The sequence below is a fragment of the Paenibacillus sp. GCM10027629 genome (assembly GCF_042676425.1).
GTDB classification, from domain to species: Bacteria; Bacillota; Bacilli; order Paenibacillales; family Paenibacillaceae; genus Paenibacillus_K; species Paenibacillus_K terrigena.
This window is the reverse complement of the sequence record NZ_JBHTGZ010000017.1, coordinates 317,151-337,499: the sequence shown is the minus strand read 5'-3', so window position 1 is coordinate 337,499 and position 20,349 is coordinate 317,151. Positions and strand designations below refer to the sequence as shown.

Here is a 20,349-nt window from a genome sequence, read left to right as displayed (position 1 = left end):
AAAGGCATGAGCCCGGTACAATACCGAGCTCATGCCCAACAGGTCGCATAAAAATATTGTCTAACTTTTTGGGGTCACTTCACTATAATACTATAGCGTCAGCCTGCTTTCTTTGTTATTCGTGCTCGATAAGCATGTGTACTGGAACGTTCTGCTCATATTGCGGATGATCGAGGGGGTATATTCTTGCCATATTATTTTCTTCATTCACATGCTGAATGTATACCCGCTCCCCTTCGTAGATCACATTTGCCATGACCGGTGATACAGAGATTTCAACAGCTCTTTGTGTATTCATTTAATGATGCGGCACATCCGTATGCTGGGAAATATCACTTAGTGCACCGCTGGCTAAATGATCGTAATGATTCTCAATAGCCAAATCTCCGATTGCAACAATACCGACAAGACTACCATTCTCGACGACCGCTAAGCGGCGAATCATTTCTTGTGACATGATCTTGGCAGCTTCATCGACGGTTGTATCCGGCGTTGCCGTGACAATGTTCTTCGTCATCACTTCTTCCGCCTGTGCAGAGCCTGGTCGTTTGGCAGCATATCCACGTACAGCAAGATCGCGGTCTGTTACGACACCAATTAGCTTGTCATTTTTCACAACGGGGACGAACCCGATGTTATTCTGCTCCATCATCACTGCGATCTGATGAATGTTCTGATCCGGTGCAACGGTTTCACAATCGGTTGACATAATCTCACGTAAAGTTTTCATTAGATCCCTCCTTATTCAGTGGTTAGAATGGCCTGAAACCGTGTTTCTTATTCGGATGAATTCCAGTGAGTACGTACGAGGCCGCAAGGGAAATATACAATTCGTAAACATCATTTGATGAAGGGATTGTGATATGATGCGACGCTCTATTATCCCCCTGCTGATCTTCGCAGTCATCCTACTGACCTCATGTAACGCTTCAACACAGCCTCCTCCACCAATACAACCACCCGAACAGAAACAAGCTTCGAATTGCGGAAATCGCATCGTCTTGGGATGGAATGCCTTCGGTACAACCGAGAAGTATATAGAACAAAACAATACCGCCCCCAGCCTTAATGTGGTATCTCCTAGCTGGTTCCGATTGGAGGCAGAGCAATTCGTTCAATCAACAGTTGACCCTAAGTATATCCGTTGGGCGCATCAATCAGGCCACCAAGTATGGCCATTGTTCGGTAATCGATTTGATCCCGAGTTAACGCATCTCGTCCTAAGCAATACGAAGAAACGCGAAAAGTTGATTCATCGCCTGCGCGATATTCTCGTTCATAACGATATCGATGGGATTAATGTTGACTTCGAAAATATAGACATCAAGGATAAAAAAATCTATGTATCCTTTATCCGAGAACTTCAAGAGACTCTTCATCCCCACGGCATTCTCGTCTCTGTCGATGTCAGTCGTGAGAACCCTGATCCATTCTGGTCTGGCAGTTTTGATCGACATGAACTGGGCAAAGCAGCAGATTATATCATTATGATGGGGTATGATGAGGATTTAGGCGGAGGAGGGAAAATCAGTTCCGTTGCATCTCTACCTTGGGTAGAGAAAGGGATCCAGCTATTATTGCGAGATGTACCTGCACGCAAAGTTATTCTTGCTGTTCCCTTCTACACAAGAGATTGGGTTACCGATCTAAAAACGAAGAAAACCGAACAAAAAGATCTTACATTAATCGAAGTGAAGAAGATTATTGCGGACAAAGGATTAAAGAAGAAATGGGATCCGCAATCCAAACAAAATGTTATCGAGTATACAGAAGAGAATAAAAAACATCAAATATGGGTTGAGGATGAACAATCGATGCAACAGCGACTAGGCCTTGTTGATCAATATAAGTTACGTGGTACCGCCATCTGGTTTATAGGTCAAGAACCGCCAGAAATTTGGGATGTATTCCGCAAGTAACAACGACGATCGGCCTATTCCGAATACGCTAAGCTCTCCATTCCTTTGGGCTATTCCTTGTCGATTGGATGCCTAATCTGATCCGTATAAGGATCCAAGAACAAATGGCCGTTCGAGCTTTTCACCGCGTAATTGATATCTTTAACCGTGAGGCCTCGCTTCTTCACTTGCTGCAAGAGCCATTCCTTATTTACGTCGCTCAATTTCAGATTATCGTCAATAAGTTCACCATCCATGATGAGCTCAGTCGGAAAGGATTGCTTCTTGCTTTTCATCTTGAAATCTTTACGCGTGACAGGCAGATACTCCTCTTTGCGCAGCACGGACAACTTGCCATTTAGTTCCAACACCGCATATTCGACTTCTTCGATATTGAAAATATTTTTTTCACGCAGCTCCTGATTTAAGGTATCGAGCGTGAATTTCATCTTTCGCATATTGTTCTCTAATATTTGCCCTTCTTGAATAATGATGGTCGGTTGACCGGAGATCCATTTGCGAATCGTCCGGTTTTTCATTGCCAGGATCAGGAACAAATAAGCAATACTGCCGAAAATAAATAGCGAAACGAGCAGCTGCCAACCGTTCATTTTCACATTAAATGCAAGATTGGCGGTTATCGCACCGAGCGTGATCGCTGCAACAAAATCGTGATAGGTCATCTGTGAAATCGTCGCTTTGCCTAGAATCCGAGCGATAACCATCATAATCCCAAAGGAGGCCACTGATCGAATCACAATCTCGAACATCTGGTTCATCTCTTATTCTCCTTATCCCGTTCATTTACCTTATAAGCATGCTGCTAATATGCCCATAACCACAGAGAAATAAACAGATATTACCAGATGTTCATCATTCGATTTATAGCGTACGGAATTTAAGATCGTTACAATCGATGTAGAAGAAGAACTTTCTCTGTTTGGTTTTCCCCTCTACAGAAAAGCTTAACGTCATATCTATCTTTCCTTTTCTGTTGCTTACCTAAGACCATCGCTCTACATATATTTCGACGGTCCCATTAGCAGCAGCCTTATATTTGTGCTCTACCGGATTCCCATTCTGATCTAACTCGATACGCCCATCCGTTCTTGTCACTTGAAACACAAGCTCCGTGTGCAGAGGAAGACGCAAATGATTCGTATACGTTCCATGACCGGCATCAGCCAATGGGAACCACGCGTAAATCCTAATAACCTCTGGCGTGTTCGGCGGAACGTGAACGATGATGTCCAGTGTCACATGTTCTGGGGTCTCCGGAATGACTCGAATGGTTCTGCTCGCCTGAAGCCCCTGATACTGCACGGTGACCGTAGTTTCTCCTGTAGATTTCGCTACAAGGGTACCATCCGCCCGAACATCGAGTATTTCAGGATTCGAGACTTGATAATCCGCACGCAACAAGGTCATCTGCAGCCCATTCTCCATCTCGACAATCGGATTGAGTCGGCTCTTCGCACCCACCATGCCCACTTCATCGTGACCGTGTAAAGTAACTACACGTGCCTTCCCCTTATTGCCATAGAAATGAATGAGCGGTGAAATCAGTCTTGCCGCCCAATCCTTCTCTACATGAGCCGCTTCGGGCGCGTACAGATAGAGCAGTTCGTTGTCTGCTTCATATCCGAGCTCCACCAGCTTCTCGGCCGCTTCGCGTACATGCTTCTCCATAATCAGTAGACCTTCGCTGCTGCCCAAATCGATCCAGATACGTGAAATCGGCTGCTTGCTCTGAAAAGAGTGATATTGCGGGAATTCCTCCAATGTCAGCGGATCTACGTAATACAAATACGGTGAAATAATGCCGAGCTTGCTGAAAATATCTGGACGGCGAAGCCCGATATGATACGTCACCTGCCCCCCACGGGAGGAGCCCATCAATGCGGTATGCTCGGCACCTGATTTTGTACGGAATATCCTGTCGACATAAGGTTTAACCTCTTCGATGAGGAATCTCTCATACAAGTGCCCCAATGGCCGAATATCTACCTTATCATCCTGATAGCGTACGCCGTCCATATCGTGAGTAAATTCATTCGACCGATCCATGCCCATATTGGAGATACCGACAACGATGATTTCTTCCATCTTGTTATCCTGAACCAGCTGATCGATGGTCTCATGGACGTTCCAAGAATACCCGTTAAATGCCGGATGAAAAATGTTCTGACCATCATGCATATACAGCACCGGATACCGTCTACTTGAGTCTTGGTCATAACTAGGCGGCAGATAGACAAACAAATCTCTTTGATTATCTAGATAAGACGAATAGAAACCTTCAATCCTAAGCATGCTTGAACGATGCTCCATCTTTATTGCACCTCCCTCGCTGGTACACAATCCACCCAATTCTCTACGACGTAATTCAGGATTAACCCATCCGTGACCGTAAATTTGCGATAAGGGACCTCGTGGCCATAGCGATCCGTCTCGTGCTTGCCCAGTCCTCTGGAAATACGGAATTCGAAAGACATATCTCGCGGTACTTCGAACGTGCCACCGAAGAGTCGATTATGAATCATCGGCAATTCAATGCCTGCATATAAGGAATCCGTCAGTGGTGTCGTTGTCGGCACTTTCACGAAGACGTTCACAGTAGCGGTCGGGGACAGATGCGGGATAACGCTCAGCTCTAACGAAGCCGTCAAATGCGCATAGTGATAGGTCACCTTTGTCTGCCCTATTTTCTTGGCAAGGAGTCTTCCATCCACCGTCACATCCAGCAGTTCAGGATCAGCCACTTCATAGGTCCCCTGTAAATCGGTCATCATAAAACCACTGTCGAAGTAAACGATCGCATTTAAATTACGCTTAGCCCCCTGCAGCCCAACCGTCTCAGGCCCATGCAATTCCAAACAGATCGGCTTGCCAATCTCCCCAAAAAAGTAAAGGAGTGGCGCGTGAACTCTAGCTGCCCAATCTTTCTGCGAATGACCGGAGTCTACAGCATAGTAATACATCAAGTCCTCACCAGGCTGATAACCCGTGTTGGTCAGGACATCCGCCACCTGGCGCACATGCTTCTCCATCACGGTAAAGCCTTCAGCATCGCCGACATCCATCCATATCTTCAAATCCTTCTTCTCCGTGTACACATGGCTTAACCAGCGGTCTTCCATCGTATTCGGGTCAACACTGACAAAGAAAGGACATAACGCGCCGATCATGCCGAACGTATCCGATTTTCGAAATCCAATATTGTAGGACACTAATCCTCCAGCTGACGAGCCCATGAGCGCTGTATGCTCTCTACCCGGCAACGTACGGTAGGTTGTATCGATGTAGGGCTTTACTTCTCGAACGAGAAATTCCTCGTATAATTCCCCTTGATTGGTTGTGCCAAAAATATTATGTCCTTGCGGATTCGCATGCATATATTCGGCAATTCTAGCATCTTCAATATGAGAGATCGCGACCACAATGATTTCTCTCATTTTCCCTTCCGCAACCAACCGATCTACGGCAGTATGCACATCCCAGGACTCACCCTTCTGATCCGCGAAGAAAACATGCTGACCGTCATGCATATATAAGACTGGATACCGCTCTTGATCATTCAGGTTATAGCTTGGCGGCAAATATATGAACACTTCTCTCGTATTATTTAATATCTTCGATTCGAAATCTTTAAGTTGTATGAACCGCGAAACATCCACTCCGCATTCTCCTCACCACATAAGAATCATGATGTGGCGGTCAATAAGAAAAACTTCTCCTCTTTGACATACGCCGCATCATTAATATAACTGTCCATCATATTAACAACTTCCGTGTAGTCATTGAGATTAAATGATATCTTCATCATGTCGTCCGGGAATAACTCCTCGCAATGGGATGTACAGCATGCCACCAGATTCTTATGCGCCTTCCAGGCTTCATTCGCCAAGAACTCGTTGATTACGATCCCAGGCTTACCCGCAAACTTCGATAAAAAAGCTTGCATCCCCTCACGATTCTCATAGACATAAATTCGATCTTCGTCCAATCCCGATTGCTGCTTGATGACTTCTCTTAATTCTGTATTGTTATAGGCATCCATCACGAGAAACTCCGGCGCTTGCCCCAGTAACGTCTGGGCCGCTGCAAAACTTTGCCCGAAGTTCGGCATAATTTTGTGAAACAACGAATCTTCGATATAGCTATCGATGACGAATACCGGAATCCCGAACCCAAATTGATTCGAGATCGCATAGAATTTCTCCCGATCCGCATTAATTAAGAACACGCCATCCAAATTCCGTTCCATAATGACCTTATAGGATAAGGATGCGCTGTCCAATTGCATAAAAATCACATGATACCCGAGATTGCTGCACAGCTCCTCCAGCTTGTAGATCGTCTTGGCATATTTCAAAGCCGATCCAGGGCTTTGATGGGTGTCCTTGAACAACAGAATACCCATCAGTCCTGTTTTCTTGATCTTTAACGATTGAGCAGAACGGTTCGCCACATACTTCAGCTGCTGCGCGACTTTTAGTACTTTGACACGGGTTTCATCCGAGATGGATTGCGTCTTCACATCATTCAGAATGTAAGACACGGTTGCTATGGATACATCTGCTGCTTTCGCAATATCTTTAATCGTAGTTTTTTTCATATGAATCCGACCTCTCACCATGACTTAAACGTTTAAGTTAATTTAAGCATACTGCCTTTTCAAAGTCAATTTTGCAAGTCATGAGAGGGTCAGATTTATCCTTTGTCTGCGCCTGCTGTCATGCCGTGGATTAAATACTTCTGGAAGTACATGTACAAGAGCGTGATCGGCAAGGCCACTAATACCGCGCCAGCAGCGAATACCGTAAAGCTCGAATTGGTCTCATTCGCGACCATACTGTATAGCCCCTGCGCTAACGTCATTTTCTCCGATGACCGCAATACAATTTGCGGCAATATGAAGTCCATGAACGGTGTAATGAAGCTATTCAGAGCGACAAAGGTAATCGACGGTAAGGATAAAGGTAGAATAATTCGGAAAAACGCATCTTTATTGCTCGCGCCATCGATAAAAGCAGCTTCCTCTAGACTTCTAGGAATGGTATCAAAATGACCTTTCATCACCCAAGTCCCCATCGAAATCGAACCGCCGACATAGATGAGAATCAGCCCTAGATGTGTATCGAGCAATTTGGTCTGCAGCAGCAGCACAAAGATCGCCATAATCGATAAGAAGCCCGGGAACATCTGCAAAACAAGCAAAGTCATGAGCCCCTGCTGCCGGCCTTTGAAGCGAAATCTGGAGAAAGCATATGCCGTCATCGCAACGAGGATGGTCGATAGAAATGCATTCGCCACAGCAATCTTAAGTGTATTGCCGAACCACAGCATAAAATCGGTATTCCGAATCAACTCAACATAATGCAGCAGCGACGGATTGTCCGGGAACATCTTGCTGACCAATAAGGTATTCCCTGGATTGAGCGAGGTTCCGACAACCCAGATCATTGGATAAATGGTCGTGATCAACAGCACGATAAATACCATATAAATCCCTATGACGACTAAATTGCTTTTTAATTTAGACATTTAGACCCAATCCTCTTCTTGATTTGACTTCATTCGCTTGTAGTTCCATAAAGAGAACCCTGCTATGAGTATAAACATGATGATGGATACAGCGGAAGCCATGTTGAACTGGCTCTGATTCAGCGTCATTTTGAAAATCCACGAAATCAGAATATCCGTACTTCCGGCGTAGAAGTAATCCGGTTGATTCGGGTTACCATCCGTTAGCAAATAAATCAAATTGAAATTATTAAAGTTAAAAGCAAATTGCATAATCAATATGGGCGCAGTAGCTAAGAGCACAAGCGGAAGCGTAATTTTGGTAAACTTCTGCCTCCATGATGCACCGTCAACCTCTGCAGCTTCGTACAGATCGCGCGGCATCGTTGTGAGTACGCCCGACATAAGCGCCATGAGAAATGGCGTCGAGAACCACAGATTCACAAGAATAATCGATACTTTTGCCATGGTTGGATCCGAGAGCCAAGATACTGGCGAAAATCCAAGTTTGACAATCAGATCATTAATCGGACCGAACGACCCATTCAGAAGCACTCGAAATACAAGGATCGAGATAAATTGTGGAACCGCCCATGGCAGGATGAACGCCGTACGCCAGAACTTCTTGAACTTAACTCTCGGATGATTCACCATCATCGCGAGGATCAGACCACTTAAGAAAACCGAAATGGTAGACACGGTAGCCCAAATGATGTTCCATACCGCAATGCCTACAAAAGTAGATCGCCATGCCTCTTGCGTAAATAAATCGTAGAACGATGCATATCCGATCCAATCAACCAAGGAACGGTCAGGAATATGATCCGGAGCCGAATAGTTCGTAAATGCAATCAATACATTGAAGACTAATGGCATGACTGTCACGAATAGTACGAAGAAGGAGGCTGGCAACAAGAGTAAATAAGGAAAGTTCCGAAATTTAGCCCTCTTCAGGGATGCGATAAATCCAGGCACTTGGCCCCCTTCGTCCCGAATCTCGCCATTTTTCTTCGCGTCAACAATATTCATGATGTACATGCCCAAGAACAATAGAATGATCACAACGGTGATAAGTCCATTAATAAGCAAAAAGATCGAATGATCGCCTTGGACCACTTTCCCCTTCATGATTCGTGATGGCACGTCGCCTAACGTGAGCAGGCCGGTTATGCCTTTAAAGGCAATGGGATAATACGTCCAGAAGAACAGTTGGGCCACGACCATCCATAGGAAGCCCTTCACATATTGCCGATTATAAAGCTGTCCTAACCCGATAAATAGTGCGGAAAAAATAGCAGCTTTGGTCCGATAGCGACGAGCGTCTAGGTTTACATGCATTCTGCAGACCGCCTTAGAAATAAATTAAAAATTCATTTAGTGCTTCGTTTTCATTGCCGTTTTGATCTGTTCTACCGCCTTATTAAGGGCTGCCGCAGGGTCTTGATTGTCATTCCAGATCGAAGCAATTGCTGCGCTGGCCGGCTGCCACACATTCCCCATTTCCGGAATGGAAGGCATCGGAGTAGAATACTTCGCTTGCTCTAGGAATGCGAGTGCATTCGGATTCTCCGTCAGGATCGGATCATTCGTTAGATCATTCCGCGGTGGTAGCTGCGTCGTCATTTCGAAACGTAATTTCAAATTCTCCTTATTCGTTGCAAAGCTAGCGAACAGCTTCGCAGCAGCTGGATACTTCGTATAGGAATTGACATACAATGCTCTGATCCCGGAGAAGCTCTTCGGATGTTCGCCATTCGGCAGCAGTGGCAGCGGCGCGACCCCATAATCCAGGTTGTCTTTGGATAGATTGGAAATCAGCCACGGCCCGTTAATGATTGCCGCCGTTTTACCCTCTTGGAAGAAACCCGTGATGATATTGTCATTCATATCATTGACGTTAATCGGAAGAATTTGTTTAAGCGACTGTAGGAATTTCGCCCCTTCGATCGCTTTCACATTGTTCAAACCAATATCGTTCGCGTCTGTACCCTCATTACCGAATACATACCCACCATAGCCCGCTAGGAACGAATAGGATTGATACAGCTGTGCGACATCCCACATGAAGGCAAACTTCTTATTGGCGGGATCATTATAGGTCACTGCGAAGTTGATGATATCCTCGTAGGTTTGAGGTGCTTTATCCATCAGTTTCTTATTGTAGAATAACGCATACGTATCGATCGCCGTCGGGAAGCCATAGAGCACGCCTTGATACTTGACGCCGCTGATGGCACTGGACATAAATTCATTCGTCGTCTTCTCGTCGAACACATCGTTCTCCAGCATGAGACCTGCCGTAACGGCATTTCCTAATTGATCATGCGGTGCAGAGAAGACATCTGCTCCGATTCCTGCCGGACCGTCCGTCGTCAGCTTCTTAACACTGTCTATCGCCGGAACCGCTTCAACTTTTACTTTCACACCGTATTTCTTCTCAAATTCCACTGAGATCGCTTTCAAAAAATCGAATTCAGGACCTTTCGATTCCCAGACAAGCAATTCCGCGCCTGGTTCAGGCTGCAATCCTTCAGAACTATTACTTTGTTGTTGCGCTTCGTTACCCTGCTCTTCCTTCCCAGGTGAGTTCTCTGCCTTGTCGCATGCAGTAAGAAATGAAAAACTGAAAAGAACAGCAATAACTGCAGTCATCATCAACCGTCTTGACATGTATTTGCCCCCTCCATTTGGACCTTAAACGTTTAAGTGCTGAAACGTTTAAGTAACTTCAGTAATATGATAACTTCAATTTCCTTGTTATGTCAACCCATATCAAAATGAAAAAAAGGGCCTTAGAAGGCCCCTTATTCATCCATGATTTATGGTTGCATTGACGCTCCAGCTTGCAGCATCACAGCCAGTTCAGCACGTGTCACCGCACGTGTCGGACGGAACGTTCCGTCTTCATAACCGCTAACGACGCCGCGTTGTGCTAAGCTAGCGATCGCAGATGCCGACCAGCGGCTGCTGCTCACATCCTTGAACGATGCAGTGGTCAACGATGTTGGCTGCTGCTGCAGCACCTTAGCCAGCATTACAGCCAGTTCCTCCCGTGTTACGGATTGATTAGGTAGGAATCGACCGTCTTCATAGCCGTTAATCAGTCCGCGCTGCTTCGCAATCTGAATGTCCGCTGCTGCCCAATAGTTCGATGGGACATCCTTGAACAAGGAGGTCTGACTCCCTGCTTGCAGCTTCGCGCCTGACATTCGTACGAGTACGGACGCTGCTTGTGCGCGTGTTAATGACGTTTTCGGCTGGAAAAGTCGATTCCCCGTCCCTGTCATCCATCCTTTTTCCGATACAAATTGTATAGATTCGTCTGCCCAATGGCCGATCGTATCCAAATATGAAGAATTGTTCAGCCAGGTCGAATAATAATCCCACGTGCTGCCGGACTCTTCATTCAGACTCCAGTTGCCTGCGCCTTTCAGATTGTACTTCTGGACAAGACCCAACTTCGCCTTAATCGATTGCTCATTCTCATACCAGACCGTATAATTGCCTGCTGTGATTCGATTCCCATGGACCGTTGTTCCCGGATCGCCGGCTGGAATCGTAAAAGTCGCTTTGGGGGATTGACTCGCAGAATCAAAGACAACTTTCCCGTTGTATTTCTCAATGAGGCTGGTTACAACCGTGTTCTGAATTCCAAGCCCTTGAATGCTGCCATCCGATTTCCAGTAACGACCGTAGAACGGGATCCCCATCACAATCTTGTCGCTTGGCACATGCTTGAGCGCATACGCAATTGATTTCTGTACAAATGGTAAGCTTGCAACAGGACCAGGATCTCCACCCTCATAGCTCTCATCATATGTCATGATCATGAGATAATCACTCACCTTCGCGAGCTCGGCATAATCGTAGGACCCATGCCACCCCTTATCCCAACCATCCGGGTTCGCCGCCACAGCGACCGAGACCTCTTTATGGGCAGGAATGGCTGCACGAAGCATCTTCACGAAGGCTGTATAATCATCACGCTGTTTCTCTGTGACATTCTCGATATCGACATTTACACCGTCTAGATTATATTTCTCTATCGCCGCAGCAATTTGCTTCGTTAATGCTTCTCGATTATATAGCGCAGCAACGCCCAGCTTCCGATCCCAGTGATTGCTTAGGAATGGAACAACCTTCATCCCTTGCTTGTGCATCTCCGCAACAAACTTCGGATCCACTGCTTCAGTCAACTTCAAGGAACCATTCTCGTTCAAATCAAAATAACTCGGCGATACCATATCCAGACTGCCCTTGGTCTGGTTCACGGCTTGAAGATATTGATCCGGCTTGCCAAAATAAATATAAGACATTGCGAATCGATGACTATCCGCTTCCGCTTCCGTCTTCGGTATGGTCGTTAACGTGACTGCAGCAATGGAAAGCCCAATCACCGCACCCTTTATGTATTTTGAAACACTCATCCACACATCATCTCCTTCACTAGCAAAATTTGATAGATTCGCATAATCATCATGACATTCGTGAATGATATGGGACAATATATAAATAATGGTAATTACGAAGAAAACCTGTCTCCGCACCGCTAAAATTGTGTTTTGAACGCATTCATGATACGGTTATATAACCGATTAATCTTATAGGAACAAGCATAAGCGACTTCGTCGTCCTCTATAGGACAATAAGCGTTTAAGCGAGAAATATAAGAACAGTTTATTCGTGAAACTTATAAATCCTTATATTTGAACATATCTTTGGAGGGAATTGCATTGCCGAATATCTATAAAAACTTAACCGAACTTATTGGCAATACACCGTTGTTGGAATTGTCCAACTACAATAAAATACACCAACTAGAAGCGTCAATTATTGCGAAGCTCGAATACTTCAACCCTGCGGGTAGTGTCAAAGACCGCATTGGATTCGCGATGATCAAGGATGCCGAGGAGCGCGGATTGCTAAAACCCGATTCGGTCATTATTGAATCCACGAGTGGGAACACGGGGATCGGACTTGCCTTTGCGGCAGCCGCTCTCGGTTACAGACTCATCATTACTTTGCCAGAGACGTTCAGTATTGAGCGGAGAAAATTGCTCAAAGCGCTTGGCGCAGAACTCGTACTAACCCCTGCTACAGAAGGCATGACCGGAGCTATTCGCAGAGCGGACGAGCTAGCCAAGGAAATCCCAGGCGCATTCATTCCGGAGCAGTTCGATAATCCTGCGAACCCTGCCATTCATCGCAAGACGACGGCGGAGGAAATCTGGCGGGATACGGATGGTCAAGTCGATATCTTTATTGGAGGCGTAGGTACAGGAGGTACGGTTAGCGGTGTAGGCGAAGCGCTCAAAGCCAAAAACCCTGCCATTCAAGTCATCGCTGTTGAGCCCTTTGACTCGGCTGTTCTTTCTGGCGGCAAACGTGGCCTCCATGCGATTCAAGGTCTTGGCGCAGGATTCGTTCCAGGAAACTTCAAGGCAGAAGTGGTTGATGAGATCATTACCGTCAAAAATCACGAAGCGATCAATACCGCACGTATTCTCGCGAAACGTGAAGGATTGCTCGTCGGTATCTCTTCTGGTGCTGCTGCCTATGCTGCGATGCTCGTCGCTAAACGTCCTGAGAACAAAGGCAAGAACATCGTCGTGGTTCTACCGGATACAGGTGAACGTTACCTATCCACGCCATTATTTGATGAAGAATAAAAGATAACCCCGACAATTATAAATGGAAGAAGACCATACTGGGCATGTGCCTGGCATGGTCTTTATTTGTTCACATATTGTGAATTTCGTCACAAAAAATTCAAAAATGAAAAACGAAGAAAATCGAAGATTTTAGGCGATATTTCAAATTTCCTTTTATTAGAAAACACCATCCAATACCAAACAAATCCTGTTGCCGCCTTATTTTGATCACAGATCAGACACGTAATAGTCAAAATTTTAACTTCTTTTTCCTCTCATTTTCGCTTATTTTCTCATGAATACCTCATTATTTCTGGTCATTACTTCCAAAAATCCGTGATTTACCGCTTTCAATTGTGACGAAACTTTGATATTTGTACTTTCTATCACATTTATGAATAAATATCAAAATCGGCGAATTTGGCGATTTTCAGTGATATTTAACACATTTTCGGCTTTTAATACGAAATTGTCATCTTTTTTTGTTAGAAATAGAACCATTAAATTCCATTATTGGTTCTCAATAGGGTTTGTTATTAACTGAATATCTTAATAAGATAAAAGAAAATTAAGTTCTCTTGAAATACATCAACATGTGAATTGCATTGTTAAGGAAGGGGTTACTTATGAAAAAGAGAGGACCGCTATTATTATTGTTCATCTCACTCATTATGCTATTAAGTGGGTGTAGTTCGAAACTGCTGGTACTGGATCCAAAAGGTCCGGTAGCGAAGACGCAATCGAACACGATTATCTTCTCCATGATCATCATGGCTGTCGTACTGCTTGTCGTCTACGTCTTGTACATTTACATGCTAACGAAGTATCGCGCTACGAAAGCTAATGAAGGTTATGAACCGCCTCATATTGAAGGCAGCAAGTGGTTGGAGCTGATCTGGACGATTATCCCGATCATCATCGTCGTGATTCTATCCGTCGTAACGGTTCGTTCGACCAACGCGGTCGAGAATGTACCCGTCGGGTATGAGGATCAGAAGCCACTTGTTATTTATGCGTCATCTTCCGATTGGAAATGGCACTTCAGTTATCCGGAAGAAGGCATTGAGACGGTTAACTATGTCAATATTCCTACGAACCGCCCGATCGAATTCCGTCTATATGCATTCGGACCGATCACAAGCTTCTGGGTTCCACAGCTTGGCGGTCAGAAATATGCGATGAGCGATATGGTGAATAAACTCAATCTTGTCGCTGAACATGAAGGATCATTCTATGGTAGGAACTCGAACTTCTCGGGTAAAGGATTCGCACATATGGAATTCGAAGTCTTGGCTCAATCCCCTGCGGATTACACCAAATGGGTTGAGGATGTGAAGAAAACAGCTTCGAAATTAACACCGGAAGAGTTCGATAAATTACTGGCTACACCGGTTGTCGGACGTAAGACATACTCTTCTACGCATCTTGAATTCCGTCCAGCACCTGAAGGTGCAAATGGTGGACATCATCATGGCGGCGACGCAGATGCCAAGGACAACGCAGGATCGATGGATCATTCGAACATGGACATGGATGATACGGGATCGATGGATCATTCGCAGCACGAATAAGCGATGGGACAGGAAGGAGTAATAACAGTATGAAACTGGATGAATTTTTCGTCACTGGAGAACCGATGATCTACGCCGCTATGGTGAGTATCGTCGTTGCATCTCTAGCAATCCTCATCGGTCTGACCTATTTCAAGAAATGGGGCTACCTTTGGAGAGAATGGTTAACGACCGTCGATCATAAGCGAATCGGCGTTATGTATATTATCGCTGCACTGCTTATGTTATTCCGCGGCGGTGTGGATGCCTTGCTCATGCGGGCACAGCTCGCTGTACCTGAGAATGGGCTGCTCGACGCACAGCATTATAATGAAATTTTCACAACGCATGGTGTTGTCATGATCCTATTCATGGCGATGCCATTCATTATCGGACTTATGAACGTCGTCGTTCCACTGCAAATTGGCGCGCGTGACGTTGCTTTCCCAAGACTAAATGCAGTCAGCTTCTGGCTCTTCTTCGCTGGAGCGATGTTATTCAACATATCCTTCGTCATCGGGGGCTCCCCAGATGCAGGATGGACAGCGTACTTCCCGCTCGCGAGTCTGGAATTCAGTCCGACCGTCGGGAATAACTTCTATTCGATTTCATTACAGATTGCCGGTATCGGTACAATGCTAACAGGGGTTAACTTTATCGTTACGATTCTTAAAATGCGTGCGCCTGGCATGAAGCTTATGCAAATGCCAATGTTCACATGGTCTATCTTGATCACAAGTGTTATCATTGTGTTCGCATTCCCGGTTCTTACCGTAGCACTTGCACTAATGATGTTCGACCGGATGTTCGGAGGCCAATTCTTCACGATGGCCAACGGCGGGATGGATATGCTCTGGGCGAACTTGTTCTGGGTATGGGGTCATCCAGAGGTTTATATCGTTATTTTGCCGGCCTTCGGTATTTATAGTGAAATTATCGCGACATTCTCCAAAAAGAATTTGTACGGTTATAAATCAATGGTTGCGAGTATGGTTGTCATTTCGTTACTTTCCTTCGTCGTATGGGCGCATCACTTCTATACGATGGGTCATGGTTCGATGGTCAACAGCGTCTTCTCGATTACAACGATGGCCATTGCAGTTCCTACCGGGGTCAAGATATTCAACTGGTTATTCACCTTGCAGAAAGGCCGAATATCCTTCACGACACCTATGCTGTACACGTTAGCGTTCATTCCGATCTTTACAATCGGTGGAGTTACTGGGGTTATGCTTGCTATGGCTTCCGCGGACTATCAGTATCATAATACGATGTTCCTGGTTGCGCATTTCCACTACGTATTGATTCCAGGTACAGTATTTGCCGTTATCGCAGGTTTCCATTACTGGTTCCCGAAAGTTTTCGGATTCCGTCTGAACGAACGTCTTGGTAAACTTGCATTCTGGTTAATTACGATTTTCTTCAACGTGACTTTCCTTCCGCTCTTCTTCTTGGGATTGAACGGAATGTCGCGTCGGATGTACACCTATTCCGAAGGTTCCGGATTCGGGCCGCTGAATATGGTCGCATCGATCGGTGCTGTCGGACTTGCACTTGGCTTCGTTGTCCTATGCTACAACATCTATTGGAGCTTCCGTTATGCACCACGTGAAAATGTAAACGATCCATGGGGTGGCGGTCGTACGCTTGAATGGGCTACACACAGTCCAGTTCCTGAATACAACTTTGCACGTACACCGAACGTTAAAGGTATGGATGCTTACTGGCATTCGAAGAAAGAAAACCAACCACTATTTGAAGGTAAAATTGAACCGATTCATATGCCGAATAACAGCGGCCAACCGTTTATTCTCGGCGTAATCTTCTTCTTCCTAGGTTTCTTCTTGGTCTTCAGCTGGTGGATTCCATCGATCATCGCGGGTATCGCGGTTATCATAATGCTTGCAGCTCGTACATTTGAGCGCGATCATGGTCGACACATCCCTGTCAAAGAGATCATGGAGATAGAGAAGAAACATGGAGGTGAACTCGTATGAAAATAAATACGAATGTACCGCTCGAGTACAGCACAGAAGAGAACAGTAACCGAATCTTCGGGTTCTGGGTGTTCCTAGGTGCGGAGATCGCCCTCTTCTCTACGTTGTTCGCCGTTTATTTCACACTCTGGAATCGTGCGGGCAGCGGTCCGACAGCCAGTGAGATTTTCGAATTAAAAGGGGTTCTTGTTGAGACATTCCTACTCTTAACGAGTAGTTTCACTTGTGGACTTGCGATTCATGCGATGCGCCACGGCTTCAAAAAAGCAACACTCGTGTTCTTCGCCATTACCTTACTCATGGGTCTTGGATTCTTGGGCGTCGAAATCACAGAGTTCGTTACGTATGTACATGATGGAGCAACACTATCGACTAGTGCATTCTTATCCAGCTTGTTCGTCCTGCTGGGTACGCATGGTCTCCACGTTACGATGGGCTTCCTTTGGGGAGCTGCCATCATGATTCAAATCAAACGTGAAGGCTTCACGCCAGATACAACGAATAAATCGTTTATTTTCTCCTTGTACTGGCATTTCCTTGATGTGGTCTGGATCTTCATCTTCAGCTTTGTCTACTTGAAAGGAATGATGTGATATGATGAAGCAGCTATTCCCAATCAAGCATGTCATGGGGTATATCTTCTCACTTGTCCTTTCGGTCGTCGCGCTAGCGGTTCTGATGGATGGCATCACCTACACCGTGGGACTTGCAATCCTACTCATCTGTGCCATCTTGCAAGCCGGAACGCAATTGTTCCTGTTCATGCACATCAATGAATCGAAGGATACGAAAACGAGCCTCTACCTCAACATTGCTTATGCCCTCTTCGTGGGTCTTGTTACGATCTTCGGTACGTTGTTCACGATGATTTGGGGTTACTAATAAGAAGAAACCGTCGGAGAGAAATCTCTGGCGGTTTCTTTGTTGTGGGGAAAGGCGGGGGATTTCAAATGAATTTGGCCGATTCCACGGTAGACCTCTCTCCAACCGGTTCTTGTTCGCCCATTTCCTTGATTGGATGAGGTGGATGAAATGGGCTGCCAAAGACCGGACGTAGACTTTTCCGCGAGTTCTACCCTTCCATCTTAGATTCATTTGAAATCAACCCAAACACCCCAAAGAACAAACCGCCAAGGATTCTCTCTGAGGTTTCCGGGGCGGGAGAAGGATGGAGGAAGACCAAAAGCGCCGCACTTGCAGATGCGGCGCTTTTTCCTACTTTAAACCTTGAATCCACGATTCTAAACCCTGAAGTGAACATCGACGTTGGTGACATCCCCCATCGATCGTATCCACCCTTGGATATCATCCACTTGGACCGGATCAACAACTATATATCGGACCTGGCTGTAGGAGTCCTCCCCCGCCTCGACGCTGCTCGGCTCCATATACAGCACCTCACCGACCAAGGAGCCGATCTGATCCAGTATAACCATCGCACAGGCCATCTTCATCATGCATCGGGAAGCGAGACCAACCTGAATCTGAAGCACACGGATTCCTTCATTCTGAATGCGATGGATGATAGCATCCAGGTTGAATGCCTTGCCAGCCTCTGCTGAAATACTGCTTAATATATCTTGACGCATGTTGGCGTTCTTCTTACTTGTCTCGGCGTAACCTCTTAATTCTCGAAGTAATGGTATAACATCCGCTGTGACGTTATACCCGAGCAGAATCGCATCCTTCAGCATTCGCATTTGATCCATGCTGCGAAAAATCAAATTAATAATATCGTGAGTCATGTTCAGCTTCCAATGCCGTACAAGGTTCAACAACCGTTCCATTTCATATCTGAGTTGTTTCATTTGCTCAACTTCTAACAATCGATTGGACTTGTTCGACAAATCTACCTTATTGATTTCTTGACCTACATAATTAATTCGTGCTGTAGCTTCGTCTAGAAACTCGCTTTGCATCACTGGAAATAAAGTTGAAATTGTCATGTTGTTCCTCCTTCACTCCCATGTCCTTTAGCAGCTCTAGAATATCGATCTCCTTCCTCAATAATTCTTCATCCGGGATTCGTAGACATGCTGCAACGTATTTTTTATCAAATTGACTATTGGTGTTGCGAATTAATTCAGCCTTAGCCTCCTCAATCGTCATTGCCGGTCGATAAGGCTGATCTGATATCATCCTGTCCAAGGCATCAATTACTGCGCATATCCGTGCAAACGGAGGGATATTATCCCACATTAATCCGGAAGGATAACCCTCGCCATTCCACCGTTCATGATGATATTTGACGATATCCATGACCGTACGACTACCGAGCTGGAGTAACGATAGTCGTTCTGCCCCAAGGATCGGGTGTTGTCTCATGACATCCCATTCATACGCCGTCAATTGCGTATCCTTCATCAGAATCTCCGTCGGAATTAGAATTTTACCGATATCATGAAGACAACAACCCATAATCAGCTGACTCGCTTGCGTCTTGGTTAGTTGTAATTGCTTCGCTATACATTTCGCTAAATATCCCACCCGGATACTATGCTCATACGTGATCTTGTCTTTCTCCAACAAGTCATGCAGCACTTCCGAGATGTGAACGTATTGCAATACCTCACCTTCTTCGCCATGTTATGCATAAGAAATTGAAGACCGCCCGTTCAATTGAGGATCTTCAACAATATTTAACAATCCATCCCATATTCCTGTCCGCATCCATCCCCTTTACCTCCAATACATGGTAAAATGGTTAGTACGTACAATTTGTGTTGTTCGCATAATAAAGGAGACCATAAGATTGAAAACACAACCCATCTTATCTCAAAGCATTATACAAATGGATCACAACACTTATTCGGATGATCAAATCGTTAACATATTTCTAGCTTCGTTTCATCATTCGGCCTACACGATACGAAATTATCGGAACGCCATTAATAAATTCAGGGATTTCCTCGGAAATAAAACGCTTAAAGAAGCGACGTGGAAAGAACTTGAGATGTATAAACTCGGGTTAATTCAGGGGTATTTAAGTAAAGGGAATAAGCCGCAAGCTCCCGCAACGGTAGCAGCTCTTATTGCACCTCTAAGATCGCTATATAAATGGGGGAATGATCCGAACATTGGAATTTTCGCGAACAATCCGACGACAAGTCTTCGTATTCCGAAAATAACAATCACAAGTAAGAACCACTATCTCACCGAAACGGAATTGGTTCACCTAATCAACCAGCTTAAGAAGCAGAGTTTAAGGAATTATTTGATTGGATTAACCCTTGTCTTACTAGGGTTGCGGGTATCTGAGCTCATATCGATTATGAAGGAGGATTTCCATACCGATCCGGGAGGAACCACCATGTGGTTGACCGTATTCGGCAAAGGCGGTAAAGAACGTGAAGTGAAAGTCCCGAAACGATTGTGGACGTTACTCTCGCAATACTTCATGATGCTGGAACAAAAATCCCCTGCTAAAGACTCGCGCATCTTCCCTATCTCTGTACGCTATATTGAGAAAATCATTCAAAATGCACGAATAGAATGCGGTCTAACCAAAGTGGTAACCCCCCACTGGCTCAGACATACGAATGCGACATTAGCCCTTCTACGCGGTGCGACCCTCCAGCAGGTACAAGAGTCCCTTGGGCATACGCATATCAATACAACACAAAGATATCTGCATACTGTTCAGCAAATTCAGAAAGCAGCTCCCGATTACGTCGAAGAATGCTTAAAAGATATCTTATAGGTAAATAAGACTATCATTTCGTTCGAT

The 20,349-nt window shown here is 45.3% G+C and carries 19 protein-coding genes; 7 read left to right on the top strand and 12 right to left on the bottom strand.

The annotated features are described in order from the left end of the window. Nucleotides 1-115: 115 nt before the first annotated feature. Together ACFQZR_RS27115 and ACFQZR_RS27110 are read right to left on the bottom strand one after the other, a co-directional pair. Nucleotides 116-298, bottom strand: a complete 183-nt coding sequence (locus tag ACFQZR_RS27115; protein WP_379351458.1) for an H-type small acid-soluble spore protein — start codon at nt 296-298, stop codon at nt 116-118. Beyond that, a complete protein-coding gene (locus ACFQZR_RS27110; RefSeq protein WP_379351457.1) occupies nt 299-730 on the bottom strand; it encodes a CBS domain-containing protein in 432 nt (143 codons plus the stop codon). It abuts the gene before it with no gap. Between the two features lie 133 nt (nt 731-863). On the opposite strand from ACFQZR_RS27110, the gene ACFQZR_RS27105 reads away from it, so the two are divergent. Beyond that, the gene (locus ACFQZR_RS27105; RefSeq protein ID WP_379351456.1) at nt 864-1,919 is read left to right on the top strand and encodes a glycosyl hydrolase family 18 protein; all 1,056 of its coding nucleotides are present in this window, start codon (nt 864-866) and stop codon (nt 1,917-1,919) included. Between the two features lie 50 nt (nt 1,920-1,969). Here the strand turns inward: ACFQZR_RS27105 and ACFQZR_RS27100 are convergent, their stop codons facing one another. From ACFQZR_RS27100 to ACFQZR_RS27065, 8 genes are all read right to left on the bottom strand, one after another. Further along, nucleotides 1,970-2,677 carry a DUF421 domain-containing protein gene (locus tag ACFQZR_RS27100; protein WP_379351455.1) on the bottom strand — a complete coding sequence of 236 codons (708 nt, stop codon included), beginning with the start codon at nt 2,675-2,677 and terminating at the stop codon, nt 1,970-1,972. A 223-nt stretch (nt 2,678-2,900) separates the two neighbouring features. Beyond that, nucleotides 2,901-4,229, bottom strand: coding sequence for an alpha/beta hydrolase-fold protein (locus ACFQZR_RS27095; protein ID WP_379351454.1), 1,329 nt, complete (start codon nt 4,227-4,229; stop codon nt 2,901-2,903). Nucleotides 4,230-4,231: 2 nt separating this feature from the next. After that, nucleotides 4,232-5,575 (bottom strand): alpha/beta hydrolase, encoded by a 1,344-nt coding sequence (locus ACFQZR_RS27090; RefSeq protein ID WP_379351453.1) that lies wholly within the window; start codon nt 5,573-5,575, stop codon nt 4,232-4,234. Nucleotides 5,576-5,601: 26 nt separating this feature from the next. Continuing rightward, a complete protein-coding gene (locus ACFQZR_RS27085) occupies nt 5,602-6,516 on the bottom strand; it encodes a LacI family DNA-binding transcriptional regulator (RefSeq protein ID WP_379351452.1) in 915 nt (304 codons plus the stop codon). A 95-nt stretch (nt 6,517-6,611) separates the two neighbouring features. Further along, a complete protein-coding gene (locus ACFQZR_RS27080; protein ID WP_018757625.1) occupies nt 6,612-7,445 on the bottom strand; it encodes a sugar ABC transporter permease in 834 nt (277 codons plus the stop codon). Beyond that, nucleotides 7,446-8,762, bottom strand: a complete 1,317-nt coding sequence (locus tag ACFQZR_RS27075; RefSeq protein WP_379351451.1) for a sugar ABC transporter permease — start codon at nt 8,760-8,762, stop codon at nt 7,446-7,448. It abuts the gene before it with no gap. A 36-nt stretch (nt 8,763-8,798) separates the two neighbouring features. Further along, entirely contained in the window at nt 8,799-10,094 is a 1,296-nt protein-coding gene (locus tag ACFQZR_RS27070; protein WP_379351450.1) for a sugar ABC transporter substrate-binding protein, read from the bottom strand. 149 nt (nt 10,095-10,243) lie between these two features. Then, on the bottom strand, nt 10,244-11,851 hold the full coding sequence (locus tag ACFQZR_RS27065; protein WP_379351449.1) for an S-layer homology domain-containing protein: 1,608 nt from the start codon (nt 11,849-11,851) through the stop codon (nt 10,244-10,246). A 306-nt stretch (nt 11,852-12,157) separates the two neighbouring features. Between ACFQZR_RS27065 and cysK the strand changes: the two genes are divergently transcribed. From cysK to qoxD, 5 genes are all read left to right on the top strand, one after another. Continuing rightward, nucleotides 12,158-13,093 (top strand): cysteine synthase A, encoded by a 936-nt coding sequence (gene cysK / locus ACFQZR_RS27060; RefSeq protein WP_018757621.1) that lies wholly within the window; start codon nt 12,158-12,160, stop codon nt 13,091-13,093. A 608-nt stretch (nt 13,094-13,701) separates the two neighbouring features. Continuing rightward, nucleotides 13,702-14,646 carry a cytochrome aa3 quinol oxidase subunit II gene (gene qoxA / locus ACFQZR_RS27055; protein ID WP_379351448.1) on the top strand — a complete coding sequence of 315 codons (945 nt, stop codon included), beginning with the start codon at nt 13,702-13,704 and terminating at the stop codon, nt 14,644-14,646. Between the two features lie 29 nt (nt 14,647-14,675). Then, nucleotides 14,676-16,622 (top strand): cytochrome aa3 quinol oxidase subunit I, encoded by a 1,947-nt coding sequence (gene qoxB / locus ACFQZR_RS27050; RefSeq protein WP_379351447.1) that lies wholly within the window; start codon nt 14,676-14,678, stop codon nt 16,620-16,622. After that, nucleotides 16,619-17,215, top strand: coding sequence for a cytochrome aa3 quinol oxidase subunit III (qoxC, locus tag ACFQZR_RS27045; protein WP_379351446.1), 597 nt, complete (start codon nt 16,619-16,621; stop codon nt 17,213-17,215). The genes qoxB and qoxC overlap by 4 nt, the downstream gene beginning before the upstream one ends. Nucleotides 17,216-17,219: 4 nt before the next feature. Further along, nucleotides 17,220-17,504, top strand: coding sequence for a cytochrome aa3 quinol oxidase subunit IV (qoxD, locus tag ACFQZR_RS27040; RefSeq protein WP_026263979.1), 285 nt, complete (start codon nt 17,220-17,222; stop codon nt 17,502-17,504). 359 nt (nt 17,505-17,863) lie between these two features. Here qoxD and ACFQZR_RS27035 read toward each other — a convergent pair whose 3' ends face one another. Next, nucleotides 17,864-18,568: a hypothetical protein gene (locus ACFQZR_RS27035; RefSeq protein WP_379351445.1), complete on the bottom strand. Its 705-nt coding sequence runs from the start codon at nt 18,566-18,568 to the stop codon at nt 17,864-17,866. Further along, nucleotides 18,501-19,187: an HD-GYP domain-containing protein gene (locus ACFQZR_RS27030; protein ID WP_379351444.1), complete on the bottom strand. Its 687-nt coding sequence runs from the start codon at nt 19,185-19,187 to the stop codon at nt 18,501-18,503. Before ACFQZR_RS27030 ends, ACFQZR_RS27035 begins: the two co-directional genes overlap by 68 nt. A gap of 187 nt (nt 19,188-19,374) precedes the next feature. Between ACFQZR_RS27030 and ACFQZR_RS27025 the strand changes: the two genes are divergently transcribed. Next, nucleotides 19,375-20,322 (top strand): tyrosine-type recombinase/integrase, encoded by a 948-nt coding sequence (locus tag ACFQZR_RS27025; protein ID WP_379351443.1) that lies wholly within the window; start codon nt 19,375-19,377, stop codon nt 20,320-20,322. Nucleotides 20,323-20,349: the final 27 nt, after the last annotated feature.